The organism is Christiangramia sp. LLG6405-1 (assembly GCF_045055805.1).
Lineage (GTDB): Bacteria > Bacteroidota > Bacteroidia > Flavobacteriales > Flavobacteriaceae > Christiangramia.
The window spans coordinates 434,616-447,501 of sequence record NZ_CP159330.1 but is presented as its reverse complement, the minus strand read 5'-3'; the positions used below and the strand labels follow the sequence as shown (position 1 = coordinate 447,501).

11 protein-coding genes are annotated in these 12,886 nt (G+C 39.1%); 6 read left to right on the top strand and 5 right to left on the bottom strand.

Features of this window, described 5'->3' with window-relative positions:
* The first annotated feature begins 124 nt into the window (after positions 1–124).
* Together ABVM50_RS02035 and ABVM50_RS02030 are read left to right on the top strand one after the other, a co-directional pair.
* The gene (locus ABVM50_RS02035; protein WP_405199741.1) at positions 125–2,476 is read left to right on the top strand and encodes a PAS domain S-box protein; all 2,352 of its coding nucleotides are present in this window, start codon (positions 125–127) and stop codon (positions 2,474–2,476) included.
* The gene (locus ABVM50_RS02030; RefSeq protein ID WP_405199740.1) at positions 2,473–2,859 is read left to right on the top strand and encodes a response regulator; all 387 of its coding nucleotides are present in this window, start codon (positions 2,473–2,475) and stop codon (positions 2,857–2,859) included. Before ABVM50_RS02035 ends, ABVM50_RS02030 begins: the two co-directional genes overlap by 4 nt.
* A gap of 50 nt (positions 2,860–2,909) precedes the next feature.
* Here ABVM50_RS02030 and ABVM50_RS02025 read toward each other — a convergent pair whose 3' ends face one another.
* The 3 genes from ABVM50_RS02025 to ABVM50_RS02015 form a co-directional block, all read right to left on the bottom strand.
* Positions 2,910–3,239 carry a hypothetical protein gene (locus tag ABVM50_RS02025; protein WP_405199739.1) on the bottom strand — a complete coding sequence of 110 codons (330 nt, stop codon included), beginning with the start codon at positions 3,237–3,239 and terminating at the stop codon, positions 2,910–2,912.
* A gap of 147 nt (positions 3,240–3,386) precedes the next feature.
* On the bottom strand, positions 3,387–4,004 hold the full coding sequence (locus ABVM50_RS02020) for a metallophosphatase domain-containing protein (RefSeq protein WP_405199738.1): 618 nt from the start codon (positions 4,002–4,004) through the stop codon (positions 3,387–3,389).
* A gap of 79 nt (positions 4,005–4,083) precedes the next feature.
* Complete coding sequence (locus ABVM50_RS02015; protein ID WP_405199737.1) at positions 4,084–4,296, bottom strand: hypothetical protein; 213 nt, start codon at positions 4,294–4,296, stop codon at positions 4,084–4,086.
* 184 nt (positions 4,297–4,480) lie between these two features.
* On the opposite strand from ABVM50_RS02015, the gene ABVM50_RS02010 reads away from it, so the two are divergent.
* Positions 4,481–6,004, top strand: coding sequence for a hypothetical protein (locus ABVM50_RS02010; protein WP_405199736.1), 1,524 nt, complete (start codon positions 4,481–4,483; stop codon positions 6,002–6,004).
* Here the strand turns inward: ABVM50_RS02010 and ABVM50_RS02005 are convergent.
* Complete coding sequence (locus ABVM50_RS02005; protein WP_405199735.1) at positions 6,001–6,828, bottom strand: universal stress protein; 828 nt, start codon at positions 6,826–6,828, stop codon at positions 6,001–6,003. The genes ABVM50_RS02010 and ABVM50_RS02005 overlap by 4 nt on opposite strands.
* Positions 6,829–6,990: 162 nt before the next feature.
* Between ABVM50_RS02005 and rimP the strand changes: the two genes are divergently transcribed.
* Genes rimP through infB form a run of 3 tightly spaced genes read left to right on the top strand, consistent with a single transcriptional unit; the run spans position 6,991 to position 11,583 of the window.
* Complete coding sequence (gene rimP, locus ABVM50_RS02000) at positions 6,991–7,452, top strand: ribosome assembly cofactor RimP (protein WP_141878780.1); 462 nt, start codon at positions 6,991–6,993, stop codon at positions 7,450–7,452.
* A gap of 12 nt (positions 7,453–7,464) precedes the next feature.
* Entirely contained in the window at positions 7,465–8,697 is a 1,233-nt protein-coding gene (gene nusA, locus ABVM50_RS01995) for a transcription termination factor NusA (RefSeq protein ID WP_141878779.1), read from the top strand.
* A gap of 51 nt (positions 8,698–8,748) precedes the next feature.
* Positions 8,749–11,583 carry a translation initiation factor IF-2 gene (gene infB, locus ABVM50_RS01990; protein ID WP_405199734.1) on the top strand — a complete coding sequence of 945 codons (2,835 nt, stop codon included), beginning with the start codon at positions 8,749–8,751 and terminating at the stop codon, positions 11,581–11,583.
* Between the two features lie 829 nt (positions 11,584–12,412).
* On the opposite strand, the gene ABVM50_RS01985 is transcribed toward infB, so the two are convergent.
* A complete protein-coding gene (locus ABVM50_RS01985) occupies positions 12,413–12,802 on the bottom strand; it encodes an SPOR domain-containing protein (protein WP_405199733.1) in 390 nt (129 codons plus the stop codon).
* Positions 12,803–12,886: the final 84 nt, after the last annotated feature.

Sequence of the window (12,886 nt, the reverse complement as noted above, 5' to 3'; positions counted from 1 at the left end):
GCTATTCGCCGGGTTTTTTTATATCTCTTTTACCTCTTTTTCTATCCCGAATAAGTTATACATATTTAGCTATATTTGAACCTTAACATTTCAAAGTCTCGTTCAACAGGCCTGAACCCACTGAATGTCAAAAACTAACCAATACCCGAACCTTCCAGGTTTTAACCTGAAGTTGTTACTGATCTCTCTGGTTAGTGCGCTGGTGCTTGTGATCCTGGGGTTCTTTATGCTATGGCAGCGTTACCAGATCCTGGTAGACGACAGGCAGACCGAAATGTCTTCCATGATCGATGTGGTAGCCCAGAACATTGACCAATCCCTTAAATACAGTTATTCTGCAGCCCTTTCATTAGCCTTGCAGATCGACGAAGAGGGTGAGATTGATAACTTTGAGCTCATTGCATCTCAGCTCGTAGATAACAACCCGAACATTGATGCGATCCAGATCGTACCCGATGGCGTTATTACCAAAGTATATCCATTTGAAGAGAACAAGGATGCTATCAATTACAATATTCTCGAAGACCCAACCCGTAATGAAGAGGCGCTGGAAGCGATCGAACGAAAGCGTATGTTCTTCGCCGGTCCCTTTGAGTTAAAACAGGGTGGCCTTGCTGTGGTAGGAAGATTACCTGTTTTTATAAGAAATGACTTCTGGGGTTTCGTAGCCGTTATTATTAAATTCGATAACCTTATTCATCAGTCAGGGATCCACGAATTATCCGGTGATGATTATCAGTTTCAGTTTTCAAAGATAAATCCGGTTACAGAAATGGAAGAGTTTTTTCTGCAGTCCAGACCAGATCTGCACGAGAGTTATTCCGAAGTGATCACTCTGCCAGATGGGGAATGGCGATTATATATTATTCCGCAGTCATTACACCAGCCATTTCTAAGACTTATTCCAGTTGCCTTACTTATCATTTTTCTCGGTGGAGCGGTTGCATATATTCTCTACCAGGTTTTAAAACGTCCTGTGATCATGCAGCAGCGAATGATGTCCCAGGCAGGGGAATTAGCGGAGAGTGAACAACGTTTTAGAACGATCTTCAACCAGGCAGCTATCGGGATGGCTCGTCTTGACACCAACACCGGGATTATCCTGGAGACCAATAAGAAATTTCAGGAATTGTTAGGCTATCCTGAAGATTACCTGGTGGGTAAATCACATATCGATATTACTCATCCTGATGACAACCAGAAGAATATTGAACTTATTGATAAACTTCGTAAAAATGAGATCAATCATTACAGCCTGCAAAAACGACTGATTAGAAGCGATGGAAAAACCATCTGGATCAATCTAAGTGTTTCTCCATTATGGGCAGAAGGGGAGCAGGCGACTTCACAGATCGCACTTATCGAAGATATTTCTGCCAGAATGGAGGCAAAGCAATTATTGATTGACAATGAAAATCGTTTTCGAGCTCTCGTAGAAAATAGTGATGAGATCATTCTTATTGTAGATACCCAGAATAGCGTTCGATATTATTCTCCTTCACTGGCTAAAGTGTCCAAATATGAAGAGATCGATTTTACCGCTCATGGTGTTTTGCATTATATCCATCCAGATGATCATGATCTTTTAAGGCAAAAGATCGAATACTCTTATACGAAGCCCAACGTACCTATTGTAGATATTATCCTTCGGGTAAAAAATGCGGAAGATCTCTGGTTCTGGGTAAATGCGACGCTAACCAATATGCTGGACGTTCAGAATGTGAATGGATTCGTGGTGAGCCTTCGGGATATTACAGAAAAGCGCGAAGCAGAACTTAACCTTGTAAAGTCGTATGAACTGGTGATGGAACAGAATAAACGTCTGCTAAACTTTGCCTACATAGTTTCACACAATTTACGCTCTCATGCCAGTAATATGCAGTCTATTCTGGAATTATATACTGAAGAAGATTCAGTAGAGGAAAAGGGTCAGTATATAGAATTGCTTCAGAAAGTATCAGGGAACCTTGACCAGTCTCTGCATGATTTAAATGATGTGGTTTCCATTAGCACCAATATGGATATTAGTGTGCAAAACATCAATGTTCGGGAAACACTGGAAAGTACTTTGGAAATCCTCATTCCGCAGATCAACCGCAAAGATGCCAGAGTCCGAAACAAGGTTCCTGCTGCAATGGAGGTTTCCTTTAATGCGGCTTATATGGAAAGCGTATTATTAAATTTCCTTACCAACGCGCTTCGTTATACCGATAAATCCAGAACTCCGGAAATTACTATTTCTGGCTATCTAAAAAATGAGCGATGGGTACTTGAAGTACAAGACAACGGAATTGGGATAGATATGGATGCTTACGGTGATAAGATCTTCGGACTCTATAAAACCTTTTCCAGCAGAAATGATGGTCGAGGTGTTGGTCTTTTTATTACCAAAAATCAGGTGGAGGCTATGGGAGGTTCTGTTGATGTGGAGAGTACACCCGGAGCAGGGGCAACCTTTAAAGTTTTTTTTAAATGACAGATAAGATAGCAGTAATAGACGATGATGAGGTCTATCAAATGATCATTAGTCGGTACATTGAAAAATCTGGTGCTTTCAGGCTGGCAGAATATTACCAGTTTCCAAAGGAGGCACTGAAGTACTATAGCGACAATAAAGAGAATTTACCTTCAGTCATGTTATTGGATATTAATATGCCCTTGATGGATGGCTGGCAGTTTCTGGAGGCTTTGCAATCTCAATTTCCGGAAGTTTACGATCATACAAAAATTTACATCGTGACCTCGTCGATCGCATTTTCAGATAAAGAACGTTTTGAGAATTTTCCGAAGTTGGCCGGTTTTCTATCGAAACCTTTAAATGTAGAGAAGCTTAAAGAAATAGGAGGGAGTCAGAAATAAAAAAGTTCGGTGTAGGGACCGAAACTTTATGGGTACTTCAAGAATGTTTACTATGCTGCTGAAGTAATATTATAATGAGAAAGAATTGTCTCATAGAAAAAGATGCTTTTCTCATCCTTTTTTAGACAGGATTGTAAAAATCTTTCCAGGTCCATACACTCAAAAGTGATATTTGTATATTTTTTCTGACCTACAGGTAATTGTAATTCGATCGTTTGCTCGTCATAGTTGATATGCACATTCTTAGCTTCGAAATATTTTTTAACGATGGCTCTATGCATTAACTGAAAATTCGAGGACTCAAGATTCTTATTAGAGATACTGTAAGAAATGAGATTTTTAACCTCGTCTATTAACTCCGGGGTAGTAAAATTGTTCATTGTAAGCTTATTGTTAGGTGTATTGTTGTATGATTTACAATGGCTAAATTACTATTAGACAGGCTAAAAGCTGTTAATAAAAATGTAATACTTCCCTTATTAATAAATTTTTAACCTTACCATAATTTTGTTTACAAATAATTCAGATTACAGATCTAAAACCATCGGTGAACGCATGATGCTACCAGCTTCATCAAGAATAGACAGGTTGTAGAATGAAGTTTTGTTCCTTTTTAGATAACCTGAAGAGTAATGAATATGTCCAAACAAATGAATTTTCGGCTGAACGAAGTCTAATGTTTTCAGCAATTCTTCACATCCAAGACGTTCTCCGGAAGCAATTTGATCCATGATTCCGAATGGAGGGGTATGCGTAATTAGCACATCTGTATCTTCCGGTATCTTATTCCAATGCCTTTGCATTGCCAAACCTCTTTCTCTGTTAAATGCCCAGTTCTCCAATCCTGGAGTTACTGGTGATCCCCAGAATTTTTTATCATTAATGATCAATTCCCGGTCAAGAAGAACTTCTATGCCTTCAGGAATGGTTTTTAATAACTCCTTTTTTTCAAAATAGAAATCGTGATTCCCGGGTATGAGAATTTTGTAGGGATGAGGTTGGTCACTCATCCATTTTAGAAAATTATTGGTTTCGTTCCGGGTGCCACCATCTGTACAATCTCCGGCATGAATAAGCACGTCGCCATCAGGAATGGGTAAATGATGATGCAGATTATGCGTGTCTGCAAGACAAACGAGTCTCATGCTAATTAAATTGGTTGAGTTTAAGACAAAAAAAATCCGTTGATGCAAATCAACGGATTTAATTCTTCTTTCTCAATTATTATTCTTCATCTTCCGATCCTAACTGGAGCATTTCTCCATTAGTTGGTAAGACTTTATCAATCGTTTTCAAAATTCCAAAGGCGACGATCGCAGCAGTTACTACGAAAAATATAAATTTAACCAGTAAACTTTCACTGATTACAAGACTGTAAAACCCGAGAAATAACTCGACCATTACAAATAAAACTTTTACACCGAGCTTTAAAAACATTTTTTTCTAATTATTACCCTACAAATATAGCACGCAATAAGCTTAGGTTGAAAGTTTAAAAATAAGTTTGACGAATATTTAACTTTGGTAACTTCTGGCTCACAATCTTTTAAGTTAAATATTCTTAATTCAGCCAGAATCATGCCTGCCGAATAGTAAATTGGCTCACCTAAATCCTGGTAAATTGAAGAAATCAAACAAAATCGCTGCTGGAGTTTTGATCGCAATTGGTGTTCTGGCTCTTATTTTATTGATAGCGAACAACATTCTGGAGAGTAAGATCAAGAAAGGAATCGAGAAAAATCTGGATTCTGCAAATGCGGTGTATGAAAAGGTCGACGTTAAGCTTTTAGACCGTTCTGCGGAAGTGATTAATGCTGCCATAAGTATTCGTGGAAAAATGTTGAAAGTTGATACCATTAGATTAAATGATATCGAGATCCTTGAGTATTTAACTGACAAGAATATCGTTATTGGTGATCTGAGAATTTCCAATCCTGAAGTAAAGATCTTTAAACTTCCGAAGAAAGAGAAGGATACTTCCTCTTCCAAAAAACAGAATAGTTTTAAAAATAAGATCAGGATCAAAACGGTTAAAGTTTCCGGCGGAAGCCTGAAGATCTTTGAAAAAGATAGTTCAAAGCATAGACTTTACTCTAAACTTCGCGATATTAGTATGGAGCAGGTGCGAATTGATTCAACCTCTCTGAAAGAATCTGTTCCTTTCAATTATGATCTTATCCTTCTGAATATTGATAGCTTATTTTATGATCTAAATGATCTTCAGAAATTATACGTCGGAGATCTTGTAATAAAGAATAATGATGTCAAGATCACCGATTTTCAGCTTAAACCGAAGTTCTCCAGAAATGAACATCAGCAGAATATTAGTAAAGAAACCGATTGGTATGATCTTGAGATCGATAGCATTGGGATGCAGGGTCTTACCTGGAGTCTACAGAATGATAGTCTGAAGATTGGAAATTCTCTCACTCATATAGATCAATTCGATTTTGTGATTTATAGAGATAAGTTACAGCAGGATGATAATAGTATTAAACCTTTATATAGTCAAATGCTGCGGGAAATGTCGGTTTTATTGCAAATTGATAGTATGAGTCTTACCAACGGTTATCTCAAGTATGAAGAGAAGATTCATGCAGATCGCGAGCCGGGAACTGTGGATTTTTCTAATATGAATCTTCAGATAAGTCAGATTTCCAATGTGAATCTTGATAGGGAAGATTTTCCGGAAACCAGAATCAAGGCCCAGGCAGATTTTATGGAAACTGCATCTCTGGATGTGAATTGGTCTTTTAATATTGCTGATATCCAGGATCGTTTTAATATAAGCGGTGAACTTGGCAGGATCGCTGCGGAACAGATCAATGAATTTATGAAACCAGCCATGAATGTACAGGCACATGGAGAAATTGAAGATCTGTACTTTAATTTTGCAGGTGGACCTTACACGGCTAAGGGTGATATGCGACTGGAGTATAAGGATTTTAAGATCGAAGTACTGCAGAAGGATGGAAAAGAGAAGAACAAAGTCGTATCTGCACTGGCGAACCTTATCGTGAAGAATAAAGCGCAGAATAGTAAAGCGAATCATAAAGATATTACTGTGGACAGGGATAGAACAAAATCCTTCTGGAACTATCTCTGGAATATGATCAAGAATGGAGCTTTGAAAGCATTTATTTAAATTCTGAAAGTTACTACCGGCCTGTTGGCGTGATTGACCAGATCTTCGCTAATGCTTCCATTGAAAAAGTGTGCGAGACCTTTACGACCATGCGTTCCAATTCCAAGCAGGTCTGCTCCTCGCTTACGAGCAAAATTCAGAATACCTTTTTCAACGCTAATGTCATTATATATATGAATATTAGTTTCCAGCTCAGGATATTCTTCAGTGAATTTCAGCATTCTTTTAGTAGCTTCCGCAGTGCTTAAAAAGTCATTGGGTGTGTTTACGAATAACAGGTGCATTTGCGTATCGATCGCCCGGGCAAATTTCATGGCTCTTGAAAGCAGGTCTTTCTGATCTGATGTTGCATCTGTAGCAAACACAAAATTTTCAATTCTAAAGTCAGGGATCTCATTTTTGATCACCAGTACAGGAATTTCAGAATTGCGAACAACCTTCTCTGTATTGGAACCAATGAACATTTCCTGGTAGCCGCTGGCGCCATGTGAGCCCATTACGATCATTTCGCAATTCTTTTCGTGGCTAATTTCAATAATTCCTTCAAAAGCGCGGTGGAACTGAACGGTTTCGTGAACCTTTATTCCCTCAAGATAATCTGCCATCTTTAATTTGGAAAATCTTTGATGCGCAAGCTTCATAAAAAATAGTGCCTCCGGAACGTTCTGGCTACTGCCGTGTACCGGGTCGATCAACATCATTGGTAGCTCCAGCATATGGAGCAAATAGATCTCACTGTTGAATTTTCGGGCCAGTTGTGCAGCGACTTTAAGAGCTTTTTCGGCCTGATCGCTGAAATCGGTGGGAACGAGAATATTTTTCATAATTCGAAGTAATAGATTGAAGGTGAAGTCTCTATTAAATTTACGAAGAATATTTCATTTCCTCTGGCGTTTTTATACTTGAAAAATATTGCTATATTTGCAGCGTTGAAACTAAAATTTTGGTACAGCGAGGGGACAGAAGTCCCCTCTTTTTATAAACATATGCTGAAGGATAAAGTAGAAAAATTAGCAGAGCAGGTCTTTGAAGAGAATAAGAATTTATTCTTAATAAGCCTTGAAATGAACTCCGCTAATCACATAAAGATCGTAATAGACGGTGATGAGGGAGTTTCAGTAAATGATTGTATTACAGTAAGTCGCGGGATCGAGCATAATCTCGACAGAGAAGAGGAAGATTTTTCGCTGGAAGTGACTTCTGCAGGGGTTTCTGAACCTTTGAGCTTACCAAGGCAATACAGGAAAAACATAGGTCGCAGGCTGAAAGTGAAAACTGAAAATGATAAGTTTGAAGGAGATCTTCTGGCTGCAGACGAAAAAGAGATCAAGCTAGCCTGGAAAGCCAGGGAGCCCAAGCCGGTAGGTAAAGGGAAGGTCACAGTTGATAAAGAGGCAACATTGTCTTATGATGAGATTGTGGAAGCGAAAGTTAAAATAACATTTTAATCACAAATTGATATGGAAAATATCGCGTTGATTGAATCATTCTCAGAATTTAAGGATGATAAGCTTATAGACAGGGTTACGCTTATGGCGATCCTGGAAGACGTTTTCAGAAATGCTTTGAAGAAAAAGTATGGAGAAGACGATAATTTTGATATTATTGTAAACCCTGATAAAGGAGATCTTGAGATCTGGAGAAACCGGATCGTTGTTGCAGATGGTGAAGTAGAAGATTCCAATAGGGAAATCTCTCTTGCTCAGGCCAGAAGGATCGAACCCGATTTTGAAGTTGGTGAAGATGTTTCAGAAGAAGTGAAGCTTATTGATCTTGGAAGAAGAGCTATTTTGGCATTACGTCAAAACCTCATTTCTAAGATTCATGAGCATGATAACACGAATATTTATAAGCAGTTTAAAGATCTTGAAGGAGAAATTTACACTGCAGAAGTTCATCATATAAGGCACAGAGCAATCATTCTCCTTGATGACGAGGGCAATGAAATTGTGCTTCCTAAAGACCGCCAGATTCCATCAGATTTCTTCAGAAAAGGAGAAAACGTACGTGGGATCATAGAAAGCGTTGAGTTAAAAGGTAACAAGCCTACCATCATCATGTCCCGAACCGCACCAGGTTTCCTTGAGAAGTTATTCGAGCAGGAAATCCCTGAAGTGTTCGATGGTTTAATTACTATCAAAAAAGTAGTTCGTGTTCCTGGTGAAAAAGCGAAAGTAGCAGTAGATTCTTATGATGATAGGATCGATCCTGTAGGTGCCTGTGTGGGAATGAAAGGTTCCCGAATTCACAGCATCGTTCGTGAGCTTGGAAATGAAAACATTGATGTGATCAATTTCACCAATAATGAGCAGTTATTCATCACAAGAGCCTTGAGCCCTGCGAAGATAACCAGCATTAAAATGGATGAGGAAGCTAAAACTGCTGAGGTAATGCTGAAGCCAGAAGAAGTTTCCAAAGCTATTGGTAGAGGTGGTCACAACATTAGACTGGCCGGGCAATTAACCGGTTATGAGATCGATGTTTACAGAGAAGGTGTTGAGGAAGATGTGGAGTTAAAAGAGTTTACAGATGAAATTGAAGATTGGGTAATCGCCGAATTTTCAAAAATTGGTCTGGATACTGCAAAGGCTGTATTGGAACAGGATGTTGATGATCTTGTACGTCGTACAGACCTTGAGGAAGAAACCATTAAAGACGTTATGTCGGTTCTTCGCTCAGAATTTGAAGAATAATATTTTTTTAATATAGAATACATTAAAAGAGGTTAATTTAGAGGGCAATTTATGGCAGAAGCGAAAACAACGCGATTAAATAAAGTTCTACGTGAGTTCAATATCTCGTTAGACAGGGCTGTGGAATATCTTACTTCCAAAGGCTACGAGATTGATGCACGTCCAACTACCAAGATCTCGGGAGAAATCTACGAGGTGCTTTCTGACGAGTTCCAAACCGATAAGAGTAAAAAGGTTGCTTCCAAAGAAGTAGGAGAAGAGAGAAAGAAGGAGAAGGAGGAACTTCGCAAGGAAATAGAGGAAAAGCGTAAAGCTGAAGAGGTGAAGAAAGAAGAAGTTTCTTCTTCCCGAGCTAAGCTTGCCGGTCCTAAAACGGTTGGTAAGATAGACCTGGACAAAAAGCCTGGAGAGCAAACTCCTGCGGAAGAAGCCTCTAAAGAAACTGAAGAAGTAAAAGAAACTCCAGCTGAACCTGTCAAAGAAGCTGAGAAGACTACTGAAGAAAAAGAACAACCAGCAAAATCTGCAGAGAAGCCTAAAGAGGTTCCTGCGGAAAAACCTGCTGAGAAAAAAGAAGTTCCTGCTCCTAAGAAAGAGGAAGCTCCGGTTGCTAAAAAAGAAGAAGCGAAGCCAGAAGTGAAAACTGAGGCCAAAGCTGAAACTGGAAAAGCTCCTGATGCTCCAGAAGCTACCGAAGAGAAGAAAGAAGAAGGTTCTGATACGATCAAGACCAACTACACGAAGCTCGACGGACCTAACTTCACCGGTAAGAAGATCGACCTTTCACAGTTCAAGAAACCTGTAAAGAAGAAGGACGAGAAGAAAACCGAATCTAAGGACGAAAAGGATAAGCGCAAGAAACGTCGCCGTCGCATCAGTAAAGATGTAAAAGGTGGTGGTGGAAACAGTCCGCGTGGTGCAGCTGCTAAAAAAGGCGGAAGAGCAAGAAGCAAACCTATTACAAAGGAAGAGCCAACCGAAGAAGAAGTACAGAAACAAGTACGTGAAACTCTGGAAAAACTTCAGGGGAAATCTTCCAAGGGTAAAGGTGCTAAATATAGAAGACAGAAAAGAGACGAACACAGGCAGCGTTCTGCAGATGATCTTGCACAGCAGGAATCTGATGATAAGATCTTAAAAGTAACAGAATTTGTTACTGTAAGTGAAGTTGCAACCATGATGGATGTTCAGGTAACTAAGATTATCTCAGCATGTATGTCTCTTGGAATGATGGTAACCATGAATCAGCGTCTTGATGCTGAAACATTAACTATCGTTGCTGAAGAATTTGGCTATGAAGTTGAGTTCACCACAGCAGATGTAGAAGAAACAGTTGAAGAAGTTGAAGAGAATCCTGAAGATCTTGTAACCAGAGCTCCAATCGTAACTGTAATGGGTCACGTGGATCACGGTAAAACTTCCTTACTGGATTACGTTCGTAAAGAGAATGTAATTGCCGGTGAGAGTGGAGGGATCACGCAGCATATTGGTGCATATGGAGTTGAGCTTGATGGCGGACAAAAAATTGCATTCCTGGATACTCCTGGTCACGAAGCCTTTACGGCGATGCGTGCTCGTGGTGCACAGGTAACAGATATCGCAATCATTGTGATTGCGGCAGATGATGATGTGATGCCTCAAACAAAAGAAGCGATCTCTCACGCACAGGCTGCGGGTGTTCCGATCATCTTCGCGATCAATAAATCTGATTTGCCAACGGCGAATCCAGAAAAGATAAAAGAGAAACTTGCCCAGATGGATCTTCTTGTTGAAGACTGGGGTGGTAAGATTCAGTCACATGATATTTCAGCAAAAACAGGAGCTGGCGTGAAAGAATTACTTGAAAAAGTACTTCTGGAGGCTGAAATTCTGGAATTGAAGGCTAATCCTAAGAAACTTGCCAAAGGTACAGTGGTGGAAGCATTCCTAGATAAAGGTCGAGGTTATATTGCAACTATTCTTGTTCAGGCTGGTACTCTTAAGATTGGAGATTATGTGCTTGCCGGTAGAAATAGTGGTAAGATCAAGGCAATGCATGATGAGCGTGGTCACGAGGTGAAAGAAGCCGGACCATCCACACCAGTATCTATCTTAGGACTTGATGGTGCTCCTCAGGCAGGTGATACCTTCAAAGTAATGGAAGATGAGCGTGAAGCAAAAGATATTGCAGCACGTAGAACTCAGCTACAACGTGAGCAGAATGTTAGAACTCAGCGTCACATAACGCTTGATGAAATTGGAAGACGTATCGCACTTGGTGACTTTAAAGAACTTAATATAATCCTGAAAGGGGATGTGGATGGTTCAGTAGAAGCGCTAACAGATAGTTTCCAGAAGCTTTCTACGGAAGAAATTCAGGTGAATATCATACACAAAGGAGTTGGTGCAATTACAGAAAGTGATGTACTATTAGCTTCAGCATCTGATGCGGTAATTATAGGATTTAATGTTCGACCTGCAGGTAACGCCAGAATGGTGGCCGATAAGGAAGAAATCGATATCCGTACGTACTCGATCATCTATGATGCGATCAATGATCTTAAAGATGCGATGGAAGGTATGCTTTCACCGGAACTTAAAGAAGAGATCACTGGTACTGCAGAGATTAGAGAGACCTTTAAGATATCTAAGGTTGGTACGATCGCTGGTTGTATGGTAACCGCAGGAACTATCTACAGAAGTGCTGGAATACGCCTTATTAGAGATGGTGTGGTTGTTTACACTGGAGAACTAGCTTCATTAAAACGTTTCAAAGATGACGTTAAAGAGGTGAAGAAAGGATATGATTGTGGTCTTCAGGTTAAGAACTACAATGACATTAGAGAAGGTGATGTAGTAGAAGCATTTAGAGAAGTAGAGGTTAAGAAAACCTTGAAATCAAAATAAACTGAGTAGAACACTCAACAAAAAAAAGCGGCTCATTGAGCCGCTTTTTTTGTTAGTGGTGTCAATAGGATGTATTGGAAAGCTATTGATCCCAGAAGGTCAGATTCATAATACTATTGGTTGTGTAGTATGATATTCAATAGTACCTATTATTTTTGTTTTTGAAGATTCAATCATTTCTTCAGAACCCATTGTAATATGTTTTGAGGATTCCAGTGTGCCTATAAAATTAGAGGTTCGGAATTATCGATTGATCATTCGAGAGCAGCTACTATATTTAGAGACAGCAATCGCATTGGTGCAGTTCGGTAATAAACTGCATTGGCTAGGCGAATAGCAAAACACTTTATTTGGAATAATTTATATATGTCAAATATTGAATAAGATTGTAAAGATCATATTAGATTAATAGCCTTATTTCATTGAGTAATCCTTGTAGCGATAGTACTGGCTTTTCCTGGTAACATTAGGTTAACTAAAACTTTTTGTGAGTAGCCATTCAAAGAATTGATGTTTGGGGTATGACTATGTTCGTTTCTACATCATTCCAATAAGAAAATTATGCGTCTAGCGCCTTTAGGTTTCGAAAAAAAGTCTAAGTAAGTGTCTGGAGGAAACCAGGAATTTCCTGTGAATTTCTACCTAAGACACAGTTGAGAATACGGGCGAACAGACTTTGATTGAAACCCTGGATTTCTTGTTAGAATATGAGAAATCTTCAGCTATACGTACTTGATCTCGTTGGTTAGTTTGTACATATCAAGTTTCGAAGATCTATCAAAAAAAAGCGGCTCATCGAGCCGCTTTTTAATGTATAATGTTCAAATTCTTATTTTCTCTGTGGCTTCGGAATAAAAGCTGAAGGAAAGTCCTCTTTCAGGGTAAGGAGTGCTCTGTCTGCTTCCAGTCTATTTCTAAAGTTACCTACCCATACTTTGTAATTTGGAGCTTCATAAGCGATCTTGGATGGGTAATCGTATAGATTGCGGTACTTCTGAATTACCTCGTTTGCTTTACCGTTATCACCATAAAATAACTGTATCACGAAGCGGTCACCAATTTTATTATTATCGCTCAATTCTTTCTTAACTTCCATCAACTTATCGATCTTTTTGCTTTGTTGAATTTCAACACTGGCTTGTTGAGCGCTGGAACTCAGATTAAAAAGAAGGAAAAAAGCTGCAATCGTAAATGAGTACTGTATATTAGGTTTTTTCATAGCTTGTGGTCTTTTGACAAATGTAAAATATAATAACTTAAACAGCTTGTAAAATATTATTTAGAACTATTATAAATTACCCAT